This window comes from Rhodococcus sp. SBT000017 (genome assembly GCF_003688915.1).
GTDB lineage: Bacteria > Actinomycetota > Actinomycetes > Mycobacteriales > Mycobacteriaceae > Rhodococcoides.
Map to the genome: position 1 here is coordinate 3,678,706 of NZ_REFU01000001.1, position 19,528 is coordinate 3,698,233.

At 65.2% G+C, this 19,528-nt stretch carries 20 protein-coding genes; 13 read left to right on the forward strand and 7 right to left on the reverse strand.

The genetic code is table 11. From position 1 onward, the window contains the following. Nucleotides 1–4 precede the first annotated feature (4 nt). Nucleotides 5–1,234, forward strand: a complete 1,230-nt coding sequence (locus AYK61_RS17210) for a hypothetical protein (protein WP_121871698.1) — start codon at nucleotides 5–7, stop codon at nucleotides 1,232–1,234. A 261-nt stretch (nucleotides 1,235–1,495) separates the two neighbouring features. Here the strand turns inward: AYK61_RS17210 and AYK61_RS17215 are convergent, their stop codons facing one another. Then, nucleotides 1,496–3,190 carry a cutinase family protein gene (locus AYK61_RS17215; RefSeq protein WP_121872837.1) on the reverse strand — a complete coding sequence of 565 codons (1,695 nt, stop codon included), beginning with the start codon at nucleotides 3,188–3,190 and terminating at the stop codon, nucleotides 1,496–1,498. 104 nt (nucleotides 3,191–3,294) lie between these two features. Here AYK61_RS17215 and AYK61_RS17220 point away from each other — a divergent pair, with 104 nt between their 5' ends. Genes AYK61_RS17220 through AYK61_RS17250 form a run of 7 tightly spaced genes read left to right on the forward strand, consistent with a single transcriptional unit; the run spans nucleotide 3,295 to nucleotide 9,293 of the window. Then, complete coding sequence (locus AYK61_RS17220) at nucleotides 3,295–3,807, forward strand: GNAT family N-acetyltransferase (RefSeq protein ID WP_259468103.1); 513 nt, start codon at nucleotides 3,295–3,297, stop codon at nucleotides 3,805–3,807. Between the two features lie 26 nt (nucleotides 3,808–3,833). Beyond that, the gene (locus AYK61_RS17225; protein ID WP_121871700.1) at nucleotides 3,834–4,121 is read left to right on the forward strand and encodes a hypothetical protein; all 288 of its coding nucleotides are present in this window, start codon (nucleotides 3,834–3,836) and stop codon (nucleotides 4,119–4,121) included. Further along, the gene (locus AYK61_RS17230; protein WP_121871701.1) at nucleotides 4,118–6,304 is read left to right on the forward strand and encodes a cation-translocating P-type ATPase; all 2,187 of its coding nucleotides are present in this window, start codon (nucleotides 4,118–4,120) and stop codon (nucleotides 6,302–6,304) included. Before AYK61_RS17225 ends, AYK61_RS17230 begins: the two co-directional genes overlap by 4 nt. A 43-nt stretch (nucleotides 6,305–6,347) precedes the next feature. Further along, the gene (locus AYK61_RS17235) at nucleotides 6,348–6,581 is read left to right on the forward strand and encodes an RNA-binding S4 domain-containing protein (RefSeq protein WP_032397061.1); all 234 of its coding nucleotides are present in this window, start codon (nucleotides 6,348–6,350) and stop codon (nucleotides 6,579–6,581) included. Beyond that, complete coding sequence (locus AYK61_RS17240) at nucleotides 6,578–7,315, forward strand: class I SAM-dependent methyltransferase (protein WP_121871702.1); 738 nt, start codon at nucleotides 6,578–6,580, stop codon at nucleotides 7,313–7,315. The genes AYK61_RS17235 and AYK61_RS17240 overlap by 4 nt, the downstream gene beginning before the upstream one ends. Next, the gene (locus AYK61_RS17245; protein ID WP_121871703.1) at nucleotides 7,312–8,829 is read left to right on the forward strand and encodes an NAD(P)/FAD-dependent oxidoreductase; all 1,518 of its coding nucleotides are present in this window, start codon (nucleotides 7,312–7,314) and stop codon (nucleotides 8,827–8,829) included. The genes AYK61_RS17240 and AYK61_RS17245 overlap by 4 nt, the downstream gene beginning before the upstream one ends. A gap of 8 nt (nucleotides 8,830–8,837) precedes the next feature. Continuing rightward, nucleotides 8,838–9,293, forward strand: a complete 456-nt coding sequence (locus AYK61_RS17250) for a GNAT family N-acetyltransferase (RefSeq protein WP_183130326.1) — start codon at nucleotides 8,838–8,840, stop codon at nucleotides 9,291–9,293. A gap of 52 nt (nucleotides 9,294–9,345) precedes the next feature. Here the strand turns inward: AYK61_RS17250 and AYK61_RS27375 are convergent, their stop codons facing one another. Both AYK61_RS27375 and AYK61_RS17255 read right to left on the reverse strand, forming a co-directional pair. Beyond that, nucleotides 9,346–9,519, reverse strand: a complete 174-nt coding sequence (locus AYK61_RS27375; RefSeq protein ID WP_183130327.1) for a hypothetical protein — start codon at nucleotides 9,517–9,519, stop codon at nucleotides 9,346–9,348. A gap of 50 nt (nucleotides 9,520–9,569) precedes the next feature. Next, nucleotides 9,570–10,007 (reverse strand): Hsp20/alpha crystallin family protein, encoded by a 438-nt coding sequence (locus AYK61_RS17255; protein ID WP_121872839.1) that lies wholly within the window; start codon nucleotides 10,005–10,007, stop codon nucleotides 9,570–9,572. A gap of 229 nt (nucleotides 10,008–10,236) precedes the next feature. On the opposite strand from AYK61_RS17255, the gene AYK61_RS17260 reads away from it, so the two are divergent. Both AYK61_RS17260 and AYK61_RS17265 read left to right on the forward strand, forming a co-directional pair. After that, nucleotides 10,237–10,581, forward strand: coding sequence for a helix-turn-helix transcriptional regulator (locus AYK61_RS17260; protein ID WP_121871704.1), 345 nt, complete (start codon nucleotides 10,237–10,239; stop codon nucleotides 10,579–10,581). Further along, the gene (locus tag AYK61_RS17265; RefSeq protein ID WP_121871705.1) at nucleotides 10,578–11,045 is read left to right on the forward strand and encodes an SRPBCC family protein; all 468 of its coding nucleotides are present in this window, start codon (nucleotides 10,578–10,580) and stop codon (nucleotides 11,043–11,045) included. The genes AYK61_RS17260 and AYK61_RS17265 overlap by 4 nt, the downstream gene beginning before the upstream one ends. Before the next feature lies 1 nt (nucleotide 11,046). Here AYK61_RS17265 and AYK61_RS17270 read toward each other — a convergent pair whose 3' ends face one another. The 3 genes from AYK61_RS17270 to AYK61_RS17280 all read right to left on the reverse strand — a co-directional run bounded on the left by AYK61_RS17270 (nucleotide 11,047) and on the right by AYK61_RS17280 (nucleotide 13,817). Continuing rightward, nucleotides 11,047–12,066 carry a DUF5914 domain-containing protein gene (locus AYK61_RS17270; RefSeq protein ID WP_037195433.1) on the reverse strand — a complete coding sequence of 340 codons (1,020 nt, stop codon included), beginning with the start codon at nucleotides 12,064–12,066 and terminating at the stop codon, nucleotides 11,047–11,049. A gap of 273 nt (nucleotides 12,067–12,339) precedes the next feature. Beyond that, on the reverse strand, nucleotides 12,340–13,485 hold the full coding sequence (locus tag AYK61_RS17275; RefSeq protein ID WP_183130328.1) for an NAD(P)/FAD-dependent oxidoreductase: 1,146 nt from the start codon (nucleotides 13,483–13,485) through the stop codon (nucleotides 12,340–12,342). After that, nucleotides 13,482–13,817 (reverse strand): bifunctional 3-phenylpropionate/cinnamic acid dioxygenase ferredoxin subunit, encoded by a 336-nt coding sequence (locus tag AYK61_RS17280; RefSeq protein WP_183130329.1) that lies wholly within the window; start codon nucleotides 13,815–13,817, stop codon nucleotides 13,482–13,484. The genes AYK61_RS17275 and AYK61_RS17280 overlap by 4 nt, the downstream gene beginning before the upstream one ends. A 177-nt stretch (nucleotides 13,818–13,994) precedes the next feature. Here AYK61_RS17280 and AYK61_RS17285 point away from each other — a divergent pair, with 177 nt between their 5' ends. From AYK61_RS17285 to AYK61_RS17295, 3 genes are all read left to right on the forward strand, one after another. Continuing rightward, nucleotides 13,995–16,427: an FAD-dependent oxidoreductase gene (locus AYK61_RS17285; protein WP_121871706.1), complete on the forward strand. Its 2,433-nt coding sequence runs from the start codon at nucleotides 13,995–13,997 to the stop codon at nucleotides 16,425–16,427. Between the two features lie 76 nt (nucleotides 16,428–16,503). Beyond that, nucleotides 16,504–17,643: an N-methyl-L-tryptophan oxidase gene (gene solA, locus AYK61_RS17290; protein WP_121871707.1), complete on the forward strand. Its 1,140-nt coding sequence runs from the start codon at nucleotides 16,504–16,506 to the stop codon at nucleotides 17,641–17,643. Further along, nucleotides 17,640–18,785 carry an aromatic ring-hydroxylating dioxygenase subunit alpha gene (locus tag AYK61_RS17295; protein ID WP_121872842.1) on the forward strand — a complete coding sequence of 382 codons (1,146 nt, stop codon included), beginning with the start codon at nucleotides 17,640–17,642 and terminating at the stop codon, nucleotides 18,783–18,785. Before solA ends, AYK61_RS17295 begins: the two co-directional genes overlap by 4 nt. Here the strand turns inward: AYK61_RS17295 and AYK61_RS17300 are convergent. After that, nucleotides 18,759–19,520 (reverse strand): IclR family transcriptional regulator, encoded by a 762-nt coding sequence (locus tag AYK61_RS17300; protein ID WP_121872843.1) that lies wholly within the window; start codon nucleotides 19,518–19,520, stop codon nucleotides 18,759–18,761. The genes AYK61_RS17295 and AYK61_RS17300 overlap by 27 nt on opposite strands. Nucleotides 19,521–19,528: the final 8 nt, after the last annotated feature.

The following is a 19,528-nucleotide window of genomic DNA, read 5'->3' on the forward strand; positions in this document are numbered from 1 at the left end:
CAGTATGAAAGTACTGTCGATGCTCCTGGCCGGGCTGACCGTCGGCTATGCGATCGGTGATATCCGACCCTTCGACTCCCTGCTGAGCAGCACGGCCGAATTCGGTTCACTGGCAACGATCGTCAACGGGCTCACCGTCCTCGCGCTGACCGCGTGCCTGACCAGCGTCGCGCTCGCGCGTTCGAGTGCGCGCGGTGTGCTCGTCGTGGCGATCGGAGCAGTACTCGTCGTCCTGTTCCGGACAGTGGGCATGGTGACCGGAATGTTCGGCGACTGGGCCGGCGCAGTGGGAGCAGGCGCCCTGCTCGGCGCGTCCGCCGTACTCGCGGGGCGGCATCGCGGAGCGCAGGCATCGCTGGCCGTCGCCGCGATCGGAGCCGGTCTTCTCGGCACAGCGCTGGATGCCCTGCTGCAAGTCGACGACGGTCCCGTGTTCGTGTGGGATGTCGTCGGTGCCGAGGACGCGGTGGTTCCGGAGCGGGCGATCATCATGGTGATTGCGGCACTGGGTGGGGCGCTCTCGCTGTTCCTGGCACACCGCGATGTGGCGTTGCAGTCGCACGAGACCCGACGGACTCTGCTGGTCGGACTTCCGCTGCCCGTAGCTGCCGGTGTTCTGAGTTGGTTCGCCGGCGGCCACGACAGTGGGGACGCCGTCTGGTTCGGTGCGCTCGCCGGTATGGCCGTTCTTGCGGTGGTGGCGGCGTTCGCATTCCCCGGGCGGGACGGGCGCGTACTGCTGGTGCTGTTCGCGTCGGCCACGATCGGGTCGATGGGATTCGCCGTCGAGGATTCGCTGCAATTGGCCGTGAGTGCCGCGTTGCTGGTCGTCGGGGCGGGGATCGGCTACCGCTGGCCGCAGCTGTACGTCGGACTGGGTGGGTTGCTCCTCGTTGCCGGTGCAGCTCTGATCGAGGGCTACGTCGCTCTGCCGCCGGTGTCGCAGTTCGCTCTGCCGTTCGTCGTCGCGTATGCGGTGGCGTCCACACTGTCGACTGCGCCGGGCTCGCTTGCCGTCGCGTTGCCCGCGCTGTTCACCATGACCCTGCCGGTGACGGTGTACGCCGCGAGCTATCAGCCGGGTCTGTCATCGTCTACCGACGCAGTGGCCACCCGCACGAGCGAGCCCGACCACCTGATGCTGTCGGTGGCCGGGCTCGTGGTCGTTGCAGTGGTGACGGTTGCCTGCGTGCTGTTGATGCGCAGACCCACCCAGAACCCGGCGGCGCGGTAGCTACCGACGGCGGCTATCCCCGCGAAGCTCGGCCGGGTAGGACTGCCGCTGTCCCCGCTGTTGTGGTTGGTCGTGGCGGTACCGCTGGCGACTGTCATGGTGCATGTGGAAGATCGGGTCCAGAGTCGTTCTGATTGGGAACGAATCGCGGGTACCTGAGTCCGGTGAATTCGACTGCAAACCGCTCGATGCGAAACCACACGAGCCCGCCCACCCGATGACTGCGGTGGACGGGCTCGTGAGCGTTCTGCACGCAATGGACTACGGCGCAGGTACAACCTCGGTGGTCGTAACGACGGACTCCGGTGCTACCTCGGCGTCGGTTGCCGTCGGGGTGACGCAGACCGGCGGTGCTCCCTCGACGGGGGTTTCACCGTCGACGGGGATCGTGCACTCGGGGGTCGTCTCGACGACGGCGGGTGCCGGCGTCTCGGCGGTGGTGACGGGTGCAGGTACAACCGGGACGGTGGTGGTCACGACGGGCGTCGAGGTTGCCGGGGCGGTCGTCGTCGCCTTCGGAGTTGCCGTTGCCGACGTGGTCACAGGTGCGACGATCGTTTCGATCGCTGCACGTCCAGCCTTCTCCTGCACCTCCTTGGTCTTCACCGGCTCGCCCCTGTTGGCCTGCTCCGCCAGCTGCGTCAACCAGGCCGCGGCGTACTGCACCGAGGTCAGCGGCTTGCCGTTGGCGGGATCGGCGTTGCGCCAGTAGTCGAAGTGGTGTCCCGATCCGGGTGCCAGGGTGAGGCCGTACGGGTCGTTCATCACGACGGGAATGGTGTTCTGATTCGAGGAGATGAAACCGGTGATCTCCCTGAAGATCTTCTGCGGCAGGTACACCATGTCGACCATCTGACCGGTCTCGATGGGCTCCTGCTCGCCGTCGACCTTGGCCGCGACCGGTGTGGTCACTGCGCCGGGCTTGTAGCCGGGCTCGGACACCTTGATCAACACGTCGAGGAACGTCTCGTCGCTCTGCATCCAGTCGGGCTGCGAGGCAATGTCGTTGAAGGCATTGACGGCGATGCGTCCCAGGGCCAGCGCCAGATCGGCACCGGTGGCGGGGGTGAGGTTCTCGTTCTGCAGCGCGTCGGCGTTGACCTGGCGACCGACGTTGGCGGCGAGGTGAATCAGTGACGTGTTGGCGGGCAGTGCGCAGGTGAGGTCGCCGTCGGAGCAGAAGGACGCCACTCGACCGTCGAGCGCTCCGAATCCGCCGGACGTGCCGGGGAGTGCTCCCTGGCCGGGAATTGCGTTGTTGCCGTTCTGGTACCGGGTGTCGAAGCCGTCCGGATTGCTGAACGGGTTCTCGGCACCGGGGAACGGGCCCTCCCCGGCGACGCGGCCGGCGTCGGCGAAGATGACGACACCGACGACCTGGGAGGGGTCGACGATTCCGTACTTGCCGTCGGTTCCGGCGACCTGGTTGCCGACCTCCATCGCGGTGCGGCGGGCAACGTCTGCGCCCTCGCTGTAGCCGACGATGGCGAATCGAGTGTCGGGGCAGGACGCCGTGATCGTCCTCATGATGGTCTGCGAGTTGGTGACGCCGGTCTGCACGGCGTTCTCGTAGCTCGCCAGGTCGGCCGGGTACTCGACGTACACCGCGGCGTAGGAGTCCGGAACCACGTTGCCGTTGTTGGGGGCACGCACGGCCTGGTCGATCCAGTCGCTGGAGTAGTCGCCGGACATCGCTGCGGGGAGCCGCTCGCCCTCGGGGGTGGTGAGCCACTTGACGCCCTCGCGCGGGGTGTCGCCGCGGCCGCCGATCGCGATGCTGACCATGTCGTAGCAGGTGGCCGTCGACACCAGTTCGATGGATGCTTCGGTGGTCGTGGAGGGAGACGACCACGGTGCGGCCACAACTACTCCGGCACCGAGGGCTCCGATCGCGAACGCGCTCAACGCGACGCGCGCACGCTTCGACTTGCCAACATTCATGTTTTCGATCCCCATCATGTCCGCCCGAACTGATCCCGACTGCAGTTGCCAGTGGGTTACCCGGGATTTCGTCGGTCGGGTCCTTCGCGTTACAAACCGCATCATTTACCGTCGTACGCATGGCTTTTCATCCTCGAATGACATCGACGGGATTCGACCTGACCGACGGCACCCGCTGCTCGGTGCGTGAGGCGGTGGCGTCGGACCTCCAATCGATCGTGGCATTACTGCTCGACGACCCGCTCGGTGTCACTCGGGAGCGCGCCGATGACATGGATCGGTATCGCGCCGCGTTCGAGGACATCTCCTCGGACCCACGGAACCTGCAGGTCGTGGCGGTGCACGGTGACGAGGTAGTGGCAACGCTGCAGTTGACCGTCATTCCCGGGCTTGCCCGAGGGGGCGCATTGCGGGCGCAGATCGAAGCAGTTCGGGTGGACGCGCGGTGGCGCAGCCGGGGGCTCGGCGGTGCGCTGATCAGGTGGGCGATCGCGGAGGCCGAGCGACGGGGGTGTGCTCTGGTGCAGTTGACGTCCGACGCCACTCGAACGGACGCCCATCGCTTTTACACCCGTCTCGGCTTCGTCGACTCCCACGTCGGCTACAAGATGGCACTCGGAACTACCGGATAGATACCCTGGGGGGGTAGGGTAGTGCCGTGAACACAGAACGGCAGGAACTCGACGCACCCACCAAGCTCGTCGGATTTGTCGTCGGGATCGCGTTCCTGTTCCTGGCGGCGCTGTTCGTCGGGGACAAGATCGGACCCGACGTCCCGCCCCCCGTGGCGTCGCACACCGACCACGACTCGCACACCGACCACGACTCGCACGACGCGGCGGCTGCGCCGACCGCGGGAACATACGCGCCCTACCTGGACTTCCAGCACGGGGGCGTCGTACACACAGCCGAATTCACCATCGAGGCACAGGAGGGACAGTCATGAGCCAGGAAACCGAACTGATCCTCGGCGGCATGACCTGTGCGTCGTGCGCCAACCGCATCGAACGCAAGCTCAACAAGCTCGACGGGGTATCGGCGACGGTCAACTACGCCACCGAGAAGGCGCGTGTCACCAGTGACGGCGTGGCCACCGAGGACCTGATCGCGGCAGTCGAAGCCGCCGGCTACACCGCGACTCTGCCCGCGGCCGAACCGGTCGACGAGCTTCCCACCGACCCGTTGAAGCAGCGATTGATCGTCTCGGCGGTGCTCAGTGTGCCGGTGATCGCGATGGCAATGATTCCGGCGTTGCAGTTCACCAACTGGCAATGGCTGTCGTTGACTCTCGCCGCGCCCGTGGTCGTGTGGGGCGCGTTGCCGTTCCACCGCGCCGCATGGACCAACCTGCGGCACGGCACCTCCACCATGGACACCCTCGTCAGCATGGGCACCCTCGCGGCGTTGGGGTGGTCGCTGTACGCACTGTTCTTCGGCACCGCAGGCACCCCGGGTATGACGCATCCGTTCGAGTTCACGATCGCGCGAACGGACGGGGCCGGCAACATCTACCTCGAAGCCGCAGCCGGCGTGACCACCTTCATCCTGGCCGGACGATGGTTCGAGAGCCGATCCAAGCGTCAGGCCGGTGCAGCGTTGCGCGCCCTGATGGACCTCGGTGCCAAGACGGTTGCTGTACTGAAAGACGGTGACGAACAACAGATTCCGATCGAGCAGTTGGCCGTCGGCGATCTGTTCGTCGTTCGTCCGGGCGAGAAGGTGGCCACGGACGGCACCGTCGAGAGTGGATCCTCGGCCGTCGACCGATCGATGCTGACGGGCGAATCCGTGCCCGTGGAGGTCGGCGTCGGCGACACCGTGGTCGGTGCGACGCTCAACGTCGGTGGCCGGATCACCGTGCGGGCACAGCGAATCGGTGCCGATACTCAGCTCGCACAGATGGCGAAGGCCGTCGAGGACGCGCAGACCGGCAAGGCGCAGGCGCAGCGCTTGGCCGATCGTATCTCCGGAATCTTCGTGCCGATCGTCATCGCGATCTCGGTCGCGACGCTCGGATTCTGGCTCGGTGCAGGCAGTTCCGCAGCCGGTGCGTTCACCGCTGCGGTCGCGGTGCTCATCATCGCGTGCCCGTGCGCGCTCGGACTTGCCACACCGACTGCATTGATGGTCGGCACCGGACGGGCCGCGCAACTCGGCATCCTGATCAAGGGCCCGGAAATCCTCGAATCCACGCGCCGCGTCGATACCGTCGTACTCGACAAGACCGGAACCGTCACCACCGGGGAGATGACTCTGCAGTCGGTCCACGTGGCCGACGGCGAGGACGAGGACGTGGTCCGTGCCGTGGCGGCAGCGTTGGAATCGGGTTCGGAGCACCCCATCGCCCGCGCCATCGCGGGTTCGACCCAGTCCATGAACGTCGAGGAATTCACCAGCCTCGACGGACTCGGGGTGCAGGGTGTCGTGGGCGGTCGCGCCGCGGTCATCGGGCGGCGCTCGCTGTTGGCCGACTGGTCGATGCCGCTGCCGTCGGAGCTTGCAGATGCTTTCGAGGCCGCCGAACGGCAGGGACGGACCGCCGTCGCACTCGGCTGGGACGGCAGGGCTCGCGGAGTGCTGGTGGTCTCCGATTCGGTCAAGCCGACGTCGAAGCAAGCCGTCGCGGAACTCCGAGCGCTCGGCCTGACTCCCGTCATGCTGACCGGCGACAACGAGGCCGCCGCGCGCACGATCGCCGCCGAGGTGGGAATCGACGAGGTCATCGCCGGTGTCCTGCCGACGGGCAAGGTCGATGCCGTCACCGAGCTGCAGGCGTCGGGCAAGGTCGTGGCGATGGTCGGTGACGGGATCAACGACGCGGCCGCGCTGGCCACGGCCGATCTGGGGCTTGCGATGGGTACGGGCACCGATGTGGCGATCGAGGCGAGCGACCTGACGTTGGTGCGCGGTGATCTGCGGGCCGTGGGCGACGCCATCCGGCTCTCGCGACGCACGCTGAGCACCATCAAGGGCAACCTGTTCTGGGCCTTCGCCTACAACGTCGCTGCAGTTCCGCTGGCCGCTGCGGGCCTGCTCAACCCGATGCTCGCCGGTGCCGCGATGGCGCTGTCCTCGGTGTTCGTGGTGAGCAACAGCCTGCGCTTGCGCCGGTTCCGTTCGTCGATGTGACCGGTTGGTAGCAGCGAACGGCTTGCTAGTACAGGATGGAGACATGTCCGACGCACACGATGTCCCCATCCGCGACGAATCGATCAGATTGGGTCAATTCCTCAAGCTCGCCAACCTCATCGAATCCGGTGCGGAGGCGAAGGGCGTGATCGCCGACGGTTTGGTCAGTGTCAACGGGGATGTCGACGTGCGGCGCGGACGGCAGTTGCAGCACGGTGATGTCGTATCGGTCCAGGGTGGGCCCTCGGCCCGCGTCAGCAAGGAAGAGGCACTGTGAAGGTCGGTAAGAGCGGACTGCCGCGCAACGAAGTTCCCGGGGCATTCGATGTCGGCGCGAAGGCGTACGACCGACTCGTCGGAGCGAACCCCGGTTATCACGACCACCTGCTCAAGTCGGCCAAGCGCCTGCGGATCCCGAACCTGGGTGCCGGCCTGCGTCTGCTCGACATCGGTTGCGGCACCGGCGCATCCACTGCAGCGCTGCTCGAAGCCGCGCCGCATGCGGAGATCGTCGCCGCCGACGCGTCGGCCGAGATGCTCGAGGTCGCGCGGAGCAAGGACTGGCCGTCGAACGTGACGTTCGTGCACTCACGCGTCGAGGATCTGGCGATGAACGGGGTGGACGGTCCGTTCGACGCGATACTCGCCGCGTACCTCATCAGGAACGTCGACGATCCCGATACCGAGCTGAAATCGCTTCTGTCACTGCTGCGTCCGGGCTCGACCATCGCGTTCCACGAGTACTCGGTGCACGATTCGCTCCGGGCCAGGATCTCCTGGAACGTGGTGAGCTGGGGCATCATCATTCCGCTCGGCTGGCTGGCGACACGCGACGCCACTCTGTACCGGCATCTGTGGCGCAGCGTCGTGACCTTCGACGGTGCCTCGGCCTTCATGCGGCGGATGCAGCGAGCCGGCTACACCGGCGTAGCCAGAGAGACCATGACCGGTTGGCAGAACGATGTGGTGCACACGTTCCTCGGCTCTCGTCCCACGGAGGAAGAGCGTTGACCGACTCCAAAAAAGTCACCCATGCTGCGACGCAAGGGTATTGCGACGCCACACAGCTGGCGGACGTGCCGCACGTGGTGGTGGTCGGCGGTGGTATCGCGGGGCTGAGTGCTGCGACCGCACTGGCCGAGCGCGGAGTGAAAGTGCACGTGGTCGAACGCGAGAGCTACCTCGGCGGCCGCGTCGGCGGATGGGACACGACGCTCGAGGACGGCTCACCCGCCACCATGAGCCGCGGCTTCCACGCGTTCTTCCGGCAGTACTACAACCTGCGAAACCTGCTCCGCCGCACCGACCCCGAGTTGACACGGCTGCGTCCGGTGGACGACTACCCACTGATCGACGGCGACGGCCGGATCGACGGATTCAAGGGCCTGCCCGAAACGCCGCCACTGAACGCCTTCGCGTTCGTCAAGCGTAGTCCGACGTTCCGGTGGAAGGACCTCACCGACCTCAATGGTATTGCGGCACTGCCGTTGATGACGGTGAGTGTGCCGAAGACCTTCGACGAGCTGGACACCACTCCGGCCGCAGAGTTTCTGCGCAACATCAACTTTCCCGAGGCCGCACGACACCTGGCGTTCGGAGTGTTCTCCCGAAGCTTCTTCGCCGATCCCGAGAAGATGTCTGCCGCCGAGCTGGCCATGATGTTCCACATCTACTTCCTCGGCTCCTCCGAGGGCCTGATCTTCGACGTTCCACGTGACCCGTATCCGCAGGCACTGTGGGACCCGCTGGGGGAGTACCTCACCGGACTCGGAGTCGACATCAGAACCTCCACTCCGTGCGGCGAGATCAGCCGCGGTGGATTACGGAAGTTCCGCGTCGACGCAGGCGGCATCATCGACGCCGACGCAGTGGTACTGGCGACCGACATCGCCGGATTGCAGCGAGTACTCGAGCAGTCACCCGAGCTCGGGACGCCCGATTGGCGCAAACAGGTTGCTGCGCTGCAGAACACACCGCCGTTCCTGGTGCACCGCGTCTGGTTGAGCAAGGCAGTCAACGCCGACCGTCCCGCCTTCATCGGCACCGGTGGCATGCCGCCGATCGACAACATCAGCGTGCTCGAACGATTCGAGGACGAGGCCGCGCAGTGGGCTGCGCGCACCGGCGGCTCCGTCGTCGAGCTGCACGCCTACGCCGCCGAGGAATCCGAGGAGGTCACGCGTCAGCAGCTGATGGATCGGATGCACGAGATCTATCCGGAAACCGCTGATGCAGAGGTGATCGCAGAGCGATCCGAGTGGCGTGACGACTGCCCCATGTTCGGCCTCGGCGCGTTCGCTGAGCGCCCCACCGTCCGTACCCCCGAACCCGCACTGGTTCTTGCGGGCGATGGCATCCGTATCGATCTGCCGGTGGCGCTGATGGAACGTGCCGCCACCACCGGGCTGCAGGCCGCGAACACACTGTTGGCGAGCTGGGGCATCACCGGTCACGACATCGAAACAGTGCCGACGAGTGGACGATTCAAGATGTTCGACGCCATCGAGAGGCTCATGAACAGGTGAGTTCCGGCGTGCGGATCGAGGTCGACGATCTGTCGCGTCCGCAAGTGCGTGCGTTGCTCACCGAGCATCTCGCGGACATGCACGCCACCTCGCCTGCCGAGAGTGTACACGCCCTGGATCTGTCTGGTCTGCGCGGGCCGGACGTCAGTGTGTGGACGGCCTGGGAGGCACAGGTACTGCTGGGAATCGCTGCGCTGAAGGAGCTCTCACCCGATCATGCCGAGCTGAAGTCGATGCGGACCACAGAGGCGGCGCGGGGCCAGGGTGTGGCGTCGCGCTTGCTCGGTCACGCGCTGGACAACGCGAGGCGACGTGGGTTCGCGAAGGTGAGCCTGGAAACGGGAACTCAGGACTACTTCGCTGCGGCTCACAGGCTGTACGCGCGCCACGGATTCGTCGAGTGTCCGCCGTTCGGGGACTACGTGCTGGATCCGTCGAGCACGTTCTTCTCGTTGTCTCTGTAGAGGTTCCGATGACGGAGGGCCGGCACCGAGTGTTCGGTACCGGCCCTTCTCGTCAGGCTGCGTGCTGTGTGTGCGGGTAGAGATCGTCGTCGAGAGGCTCGGCTCGACACTGATCGAGCACGTCCGCCGTCGAGCATTCCTTCATGCTCGTCTCGACGCCCACCACCGTGCGCCACCACTGCTCACGGTAGGTCGATTCCGTCCACACCACCGCCTCGGATGGCATAGTGCATCACCCCAATGGTTTTCGTGATCTGTTCGGGTGTCCGTTTCGGGTCAGGTCGACTCGTGTTCGATGGACTTCTGCTCGGTGTGTGCGATGTCGATCTTGCGTGGTTTCGCGCGTTCGGCGAGGGGAATGGTGATGGACAGAACGCCGTTGTCGTACGCCGCGGAGATGCGCTGGGTATCGACGCCGTCACCGAGAGAGACCTGGCGACGGAAGGTGCCGGCGAATCGCTCCGAGGTAATCCACTGCACACCAGTGCTTTCCGGAGCGGATCGATGAGCGGTGAGCGTCAACGTGCCGCGGTCGACGTCGACATCGATCGATCCGGGGTCGATGCCGGGTAGGTCGGCACTGAGGACGTAGTGGTCGTCGACCTTGTAGAGGTCCATCGGCATGAATCGCGGGGCGCGGTCCGAACCGGAAGAGGCACCCAGCATTGCCGAGGTGAGGGAATCGACATCACGGAACGGATCGAAACGAAGCACAGCAACCACCTCCTGTACCCAGATGCGCTCACCCCTGTGGCGAGTCGCTCCTCAACTGTGCAGGACAAAAATTAGCACTCTGACCCTGAGAGTGCCAAGGGGTTTCTCGGAGGTTCTCAGAAATTTTTAAGGTCCAATAGTGCTGTGCCGCAGTAGGGGTCGTGATCGCAGCAGCTCGCTCACATACTTAGCCCTTGCGCTAAGTATTGATCGAGCGATAGTGTGCCTTATGGCTCAGTATTCGACCGTTCTCGACGATGTCTTTCAGGCACTGGCCGATCCGACCCGGCGGGCAGTGTTGAGCCGGTTGGGATCCGGACCGGCCACTGTGGGCGAACTTGCCGAACCGTTCGACATGACTCTGCCGTCGTTCATGAAACACATTCATCTGCTCGAGCGCAGTGGCTGGATACGCACGCGCAAGGTCGGCCGCGTACGTGCGTGCACGATCGAGCGATCCAACCTCGATGCGGCCGGCCACTGGCTGCAGGAACAGCGGGCGGTCTGGGAATCCCGGACCGATCGCCTCGAGCAGTTCGTCACCGACACCTCGAAAGAAAGTGAAGCGCAATGACACCGATCGATCCTTCCCTGGACTTGACCATTTCCCGCGTGATCAAGGCTCCACGCGCAGCAGTGTGGAGTGCGTGGATCGACCCGTCGAAGTTCGAGAAATGGTGGATTCCCGCGCCTGCGCTGTGTCGCGTGGACGGTTGGGACCCGCGACCCGGCGGAGCCTTCCGAACCTCGATCAGCGAATCAGGTAGCGACTTCGGGCCGCACATCGACGGCTGCTTCCTGGCCGTCGACGACGGTGAGCGCATCGTGTTCACCAACTCCCTCGTCGAAGGGTGGCGGCCGGCGCCGCAGCTGTTCATGACCGCGGCGATCACCCTCTCCGACCACCCCGACGGAACCGAGTACCACGCCCATGTGATGCACCGCAACGAAGAGGACCGAAAGATGCACGAGGAGTACGGCTTCCAGGACGGTTGGGGCACCGTCATCGCACAACTCGCCGAGTTCGTCGAAGGCTAGATCAGGCCCGGCCCTGCGAACGCAGCTCGTAGCGTCGCTCGGCGTAGTCGAGATCGTCCTTCCACAACCGTGCCGCGGTGAAATTCATCGCCGGACGCAGGAGACCGGATGCTTTACGTGCCATCTGAAATCCCGGACGATCCGAACTCGCGATCGTGGCTTCGATGACGGCGGTACGCGGTGTGCCGTCGGCTGCGGGGGCCAGAGGCGTCGCATGCGTTTCGACGACACTTCCCGCTCCTTCACCGTCGAGGATGCGCATCACGATGGTGCGGGGACCGGGGCAGACGAACTCGGCCCGCACCGGAACTCCGATGCCGCGACTGACGCGGAAGGTCACATCGACCAGAAAGCGATCGTCTTCCTCGGGTACATCGATTTCGGTCGGCGCGCTGACCACCTTCAGCCGAGCGAACGAGTACGGGTGGAACCACGCACCGTGCCAGGGATCGAGTCGATTGGCGATGATGTCGTCGGGCTCGCACTTCCCGACGAGAGTGACCACACCGGCGATGGCAGTCGAGGCAGGCGGACGGATCGGGACCACCGGGACGGGCGTCGGCTCCTCACCGCCGAGCTCGTCGAGCCGTACCCACACCAGAACGCCGTCGTCGAATGCGGGAACCGGACGCCAACCGGGCTTGCCCTTCGGTCCGAGCGCAAGACCGTGCCAGCGGCAGACCAACGTGTCGCACTCGATCTTAGCGGTGTCCAACGCTGCACCGAGATGCGGGCACGCACCCGGCCCGATGTGGACCTTGCCTGCAGAGTCACGCCAGGCAACGAGTTCAGTGGTACCCACGTAACGACCGAACGGCTTGTCGGCCTTCACGTCGCGACTGGCAGCGAACACAAACCAATTGCCGGAGGTCCGCGTCTTCGCACGCTTCAGAGCAGACTCGATGACCTGCGGATTCGCACCCTTCCAGGTGGGCTCCTGCTTGGCCCACGATTCCGACGGCAGCGGCTGCAACGGCATCGTCTTCGGCCAACGTCGTCGTACTGCATCCAGCGCGGTCATTGCTGCTCCCAAAGTCGACAATCGATTCCCGTGTTCCGTCACCATTGTTCCCGTTGGTGGGTACTCAATGTGACATTCGGTGGCCTTTTCGGGGGTCAATGTCACATCGAGTGGACTTGGGGAGCGGGTGAGTGGCGGCGGGGTTTGGAGAGTTGCGGGGTTGGGGAATTCGGCGGGGTTGTCGGTTCAGGGAATGGATCGACCTACTGCCGTCACTGCCCACAATTTTGCTCGAGAAACGGGATTCCGTGGGCGGAGGGAAATAGTGGACGCTCAGGTCACCAGGTCGGAGGTATCGACCACCTGGCGACGCCATTTGCCGAAGGATCGCGGCGAGGAGACTGCGAGCACGGCGACCGGGCGGTCATTGCGTCGGTAGAGTGCGACGAAGGGGCCGGTGGCGGGGTCGCCCTCGACGATGTCGGCGGTGCAGTCGGGTCCGTGATGTCCGGCGAATTGGATTCGTGCGGCGTATTGGTCCGACCACACGTACGGCAGCCCGGTGAACTCCTTGGACCCACCGGTCAGTAGTGCCTCGACGGTGACGGCAGGTCGGGTGGCGGCGGAGGTCCAGTGTTCGTCGCGCCGAATCACTCCGGCGGCATCTCGCACTGCTGCGCAGTCACCGACGGCGACGACGGCCGGGTTCGCGGTGATCCCCCGCTGATCGGTCACCACTCCGCCGTGAATGTCCAAACCGGATCCGTCGAGCCATCCGACGTTCGGCGTAGAACCGACGCCGAGGACGACCACGTCGGACTCGATCATCGAACCGTCCGCCAACTCCACCGCACGCACCCGGCCCGCCTCGACGACGAACCCGGCCACCGATACTCCGGTCAGTAGTGCCGCACCGGCGCTCCGATGCCACCCGGCGATGAGTGAGCCGAGCTCACTACCGAACACGCGGGCAAGCGGAGTCTTCGAGGCCTCGACAACCGTCACCGAAGCGCCCAGTCCCACTGCCGTGGAGGCGACTTCGCTGCCGATGAACCCCGCTCCGACCACCGTGACCCGAACTCCCGACGACAGCGAAGACCGCAGCGCACGCGCATCGTCCAGGTTGCGGAGCACATGAATTCCGTCGATCCCGACGGTGTCGGGGAGGCGGCAGGCCGCAGCGCCGGTTGCGATCACCACCGCATCGGCACTGATGTCCCCGGATACGGTCGAGACCGTGGTCCCCGACAGGCTGGTCGCCGCGCAACCCAGACGCCACTCGACATCGAGGCCGTCGATGTCGAGTGGCAGTGCGGATTCGTCACCGAGAAGAAAACTCTTCGACAGTGGCGGCCGGTCGTACGGCAGGTGCACTTCGTCGCCGATCATCGTGATTCGGCCGTCGAAACCCTGATCGCGCAGTGCCCGCGCCGTGGCCACTCCCGCGAGCGAGGCTCCGACCACGGTCACCGACTTCACGGGGTGACCGCGATGCGGATTACCCCGTCCTCGACGTGTACGGCGTGCGTGCGTACGGGGATCTTGGCGGGTGCGCCCAGTGCCGCTCCGGTGCGAAGGTCGAAACATGCTGTGTGGAGCGGGCATTCGACGGCGCAGTTCTCCACCCAGCCTTCGGACAGTGAGGCGTCCTGGTGGGTGCAGGTGTCGTCGATGGCGAAGAACTCACCCTCGACGTTGAAGATCGCGATCGGCGGTGCTCCGGCCGGGGTGATGCGCAGGGCCTCGCCGTCGGGGAGATCCTCGGCGCGACCGACGTCGAGCAGGACACGGGTGGAGAACGTTGCGGTCATGGTCGGGCCTCCGGGGACCTGAGGGTGTGCAGTGCTCGTGTTGTACCCAGCGTGAGATCACCCCGTTGCGGCGGTGGAACGCTCGAGTTTCGATCGTGTGAATCTGTTGCGCTATACGAAGTGCAGTTCGTATTGTGCAACTAAATCAACTCGACGTACACCCCCTAGGAGCGTGTCATGTCCTCGAGCATCCCGAGGGTTGTGATCGTCGGTGCCGGAATCGTCGGCTGCAGCCTCGCCGACGAACTCACCGCACGCGGCTGGACCGACGTCACAGTCCTGGACAAGGGCCCGCTACCGCTCACCGGCGGTTCCACCTCGCATGCGCCCGGCCTGGTGTTCGCCACCAACTCCTCCCGATCGATGTCGCGATTCGCGGCCTACACGGCTGCCAAGTTCAAGAGCCTCGACTGCTTTCTCGACGTCGGCGGTCTCGAGGTGGCGACGACGCCCGAGCGCGTCGACGAGCTGCATCGACGCCACGGCTTCGCCACTTCCTGGGGCCTGCCGTCGGAGGTGGTGGACGCCGAACGATGCCTCGAGCTCTACCCCCTGCTCGACCGCGGACGAATACTCGCCGGACTGCACACCCCCGACGACGGACTGGCCAAGGCCGTGAAGGCCAGCGCGACGCAGGCCGAGCTGGCCACCGCGCGGGGTGCGCGTTTCATCGGCGGAATGGACGTCACGTCGATCGACCAGAGCAACGGCCGAGTCACAGCCGTGCGGGCGGGCGAGCACACGTTCGAGGCCGACATCGTCGTCTGCTGCGCCGGATTCTGGGGACCGGAGCTGGGCGAGCTGCTCGGGATGGCGGTGCCGCTACAGCCGCTGGCGCATCAGTACGCGCACACGACCGAGTTGGACCTGCCATCGCGTCGAGCAGGTACCGAAGCGATTCTGCCCATTCTGCGTCATCAGGACGAGCGGCTCTACTACCGTGAACACAGCGATCACCTGGGGATCGGCTCGTATCACCACCGTCCCATGCCCGTCGATTCCCGCGAACTCGGTTCCAGTGAGAACGTGACCGCGCAGAGCATGCCGTCGTCGATGCCGTTCACCGAGACCGATTTCGCCGACGCCTGGCAGCGCAGCACCGAGCTCATTCCCACTCTCGGAGAAACGAAAGTCCAGCACGCGTTCAACGGCATCTTCTCCTTCACCCCGGACGGCGCACCGATCGTCGGTGAATCACGAGAAGTGCAGGGGCTGTGGGTCTCCGAGGCGATCTGGGTGACGCATTCTGCCGGTGTGGCGAAATCGCTTGCCGAGCAGATGATCACCGGGCACAGCGAGATCGACATGCACGAGTGCGACCTGTACCGATTCGAGAAGACCGACCTGGTGCCGTCGAACGTGGCGCGCACCAGTGCCCAGAACTTCGTCGAGGTGTACGACATCATCCATCCACTGCAGCCGAAAGTGGAACCGCGGCCGCTGCGAGTGAGCCCGTTCTACGGCCGCCAGCAGGAGCTCGGCGCGATGTTCCTCGACGGTGCGGGCTGGGAGCGGCCGCACTGGTACGAGTCCAACAGCGCTCTGCTCGAACAACTTCCGGAACAGTGGCAGGCACCCAAGCGAGAGCCGTGGTCGGCGAAATTCTGGTCACCGATCAGCGCGGTAGAGGCCTGGCGCACCCGCGAGGCGGTGGCGATGTACGACATGACGCCGCTACGACGCCTCGAGGTCGGCGGACCCGGTGCGCTCGCGCTACTGCAGAAGTTGACGACCAACCAACTCGACAAGAAGGTCGGAGCCGTCACCTACGCACTGATGCTCGACGCGACCGGCGGTGTGCGCAGCGACGTGACCGTCGCGCGGGTGGCCGAGGATCGGTTCCAAGTGGGGGTGAACGGTCCGCTCGACGAAGACTGGATGCTGCGCCACTCCGGCCGTGATGTGTACATTCGCGACATCACCGGTGCCACCGCCTGTATCGGGCTGTGGGGACCGTCGGCACGGGAGGTGCTGGCTCCGCTCACCTCGGCCGACATCTCGCATACCGGTCTGAAGTACTTCAACGGCAGGACCATTCACGTCGGCGGGGTCGACGTCTTGGCGCTGCGACTGTCGTACGTGGGCGAGCTCGGCTGGGAGCTGTACACGGATGCCGATACCGCACTGCGCCTGTGGGACACCCTGTGGGACGCCGGGCAGGCGCATGGCGTGGTCGCAGCGGGGCGCAGTGCGTTCAACAGCCTCCGACTGGAGAAGGGTTACCGGTCGTGGGGAACCGATATGACCACCGAACACGATCCGTATCAGGCGGGGCTCGGCTTCGCGGTGCGAAAAGCGAAGGGCGACTTCGTCGGAGCCGATGCGTTGCAGGAAGGCGGCGCCGGACCGGTGCTGACCTGCCTGACGTTGGACGATCCGTCACATGTGGTGATGGGCAAGGAGCCGGTGCTGCGGGACGGGACAGTGGTCGGGTACGTGACCAGTGCCGCGTACGGCTACACGATCGGCAGGACGGTGGCCTACGCCTGGCTACCGGCAGGGGTGCAACCCGGTGATCACGTTGCTGTGCAGTACTTCCGAGACCTACTGCCCGCGACGGTGATGGCCGAACCGCTGGTGGATCCCGACATGAACAAGATCAGATGCTGAGACGGGAGTGGAGCCGGCAGGAACGACCCAGGAGAGATATCGGGAGTGGAGCCCGCAGGAACGACCTAGGAGAGATATGACCTACGACGTGATCGTCCTCGGTATCGGCGGCATGGGAAGTGCCGCCGCCTGTCACCTCGCCCGGCGCGGGCAGCGAGTGCTGGGTATCGACCAGTTCGGACCCGCGCATGCGCTGGGATCGAGTCACGGTGGCTCCCGCATCTATCGGCAGTCGTACTTCGAGGACCCGGCCTACGTACCGCTGCTGCTGCGCGCGTACGAGCTGTGGCACGACCTCGCCTCGGACAGTGGGCGGGACGTGTTCACCGAAACCGGTGGCCTCTACGTGGGAAGGCCGGATGGGCTCACGTTCGGCGGCAGTCTGCGGGCCTCGGAGAAATGGGGCCTCAAGCACGACGTACTCGACCCGGCCGAGGCGCAGCGGCGCTTCCCGACTGTCCGGCTGCAGCCCGACGAGTTCGCCCTCTTCGAGGAGAAGGCGGGCATCGCTCGACCCGAGGCGACGGTCGCCGCACACCTCGATCTCGCCGAGGCTGCCGGTGCCGAACTGCGCTACGACGAGAAGGTGCTCGGTTGGGAATCCACCGACTCCTCGGTGACCGTGACCACAGTGGCCGGCACGTACACCGCTGGAGCACTGGTCATTTCACCGGGAGCGTGGGCACCGAAGCTGTTGGCCGAGATCGGCGTACCGATGGTTGTCGAACGGCAGGTGATGCACTGGATCACCCCGGAGTCGGGCGAAGCGGCCTTCGACAGCTCGCACCACCCCGTGTACATCTGCGGGGACGGGCCGGATCAGATCTACGGGTTTCCGGCCATCGACGGGGAGGGCGGCGGCGTGAAGATCTCGTTCTTCCGTGCTGGAACACCGTGCGACCCCGACACCATCGATCGCACAGTGCATCCCGAGGAGATCGCTCGACTGCAACAGCGCATCGTCACCACGTTCCCGGCGCTGTCCGGGCCACATCAGGACGCGAAGACCTGCATGTACACCACGACTCCGGACGAGCACTTCGTTCTGGCGAAGCATCCGGACCACGCCAATGTCACCGTGGCGTGCGGCTTTTCGGGCCACGGCTTCAAGTTCGTGCCCGTCATCGGAGAAGTTCTGGCTGACCTTGCGATCGACGGTGCGACGAACCACCCCATTGCGCTGTTCGACCCGGCGAGATGCGCGGTGTCGGCATGACGATGGTCGATCCCGAACTCCAGCCCACTCTGCTTCCGACGTTGGGCGGCGAAACCTACGTCGATCCCGCATATTTCGTCCGCGAGCAGGAGCAGATCTTCGAGAAGATGTGGTTCTGTGCGATCAGATCGGATGACATCGGAGAACCCGGAAAGTTCCGCACGGTTCAGGTCGGTCGTGAGTCGATCCTGGTGAGCCGCAATCGGAAGGGCGGTGTGACCGCGTTCTTCAACATCTGCCGACACCGCGGCGCGACACTGTGCACCGAGCCGTCGGGCACGGTGCGTCGAAACTTTCAATGTCCCTATCACGCATGGACGTACGATCTCGACGGCAAGCTGATCGCAGCTCCGAACCTGATCGACATGCCGATGATCGATCGTGTGGAGTACGGGCTCCGGAAGGTGCACGTCCGGGAATGGCTCGGGTACGTCTGGGTGTGCGTGGCCGACGAGGCTCCATCGTTCGAGGACACGGTGCAGGGCGATGTTCGCGAACGGCTCGGAGGTGTGGGTGCCATCGATTCGTACGACATGGAATCACTTGCCCTGGGGCGTCGGATCGTCTACGACGTCAAGGCCAACTGGAAGCTCATCGTCGAGAATTTCATGGAGTGCTATCACTGCGCGTCGATTCACCCCGAACTCACCGAGGTGCTACCCGAGTTCGCCGACGGCATGGCAGCGCAGACGTACGTGGGTCACGGTGCCGAATTCGGCAGCGACATAGCCGGCTTCACCGTCGACGGCTCCCACGGATTCGACGCCCTCCATGGAGTGGGAGAGGATCGGGATCGTCGGTACTACGCGATCACGATCAGGCCGACGGTGTTCGTCAACCTGGTTCCCGATCACGTCATCATCCACCGGATGTTCCCGATGTCCGTCGATCGCACGGTTGTCGAGTGCGATTGGCTCTATGCCCCTGCGGTGGTGGCAGATCCCCACAGTGCGGCGACGATGGACAAGTCGGTGGAGCTGTTCCATCGCGTCAACGAGCAGGACTTCGAGGCGTGCGAGCGGTGCCAGCCGGCGATGTCGTCACGGATGTATCGCGACGGCGGCGTGCTGGTGCCTGCCGAGCATCACATCAGGGCGTTCCACGACTGGGTCGGATCACGCGTGGCCGGACCAACCAAATAGCGTCGAGACGCGCTGCGCAGCAGCGAGAACGGATACCCCCGCCGCCGTGAGGCGGTCCTCGTCCAGTCGATAGGCGGGGCCCGAGACGGTGATCGCTCCCACCGCTGAACCGTCGTAGCTGAGGATGGTGGCCGCTGTCGCGTTCAGTCCGATCTCCAACTCCTCGCGCGCATAGGCGATTCCGGTGACACGGATGGTCTCGATCTCGTCGAGCAGGTCGGCCTTGGTGGTGATGGTGTTCGCGGTGAACAGTTCGAGATGACCGTCGACGCCGGCCTTCAGGAGCGAGTCGTCGTACGCCATCAGTGCTTTCCCGCTCGACGTCGCATGCAGAGCAGACCTCTCACCGAGCCAGTTGTGACTGATGATCGACGAGCCGCCGCGGACCTGATCGATATTGACGGTGACGTTGCCGTCGGGGACAGCGATGTTGACGGTCTCGCCGATGGTGTCGGCGAGTTCCTGCAGGATCGGTCGGGCGATGCGGGTGATGTCGAGTTGAGCGGACACGGACGTGGCGAGGCGGATCAGGCCGATGCCGAGGCGGTATTTGCCGCGCTCGCCGGGTTGTTCGACGAGTCTGCGGAATTCCAGTGCGCTGAGCAGGCGAAACGCCGTGGACTTGTGTACCTCGAGGTGCGCCGCAACGTCCTGCACGCCGGATTCACCGTGGTCGGCAAGGTATTCGAGCACCTCGATCGCGCGGTCGACGGACTGGACAGGGGACTCGGACACCAACCCAG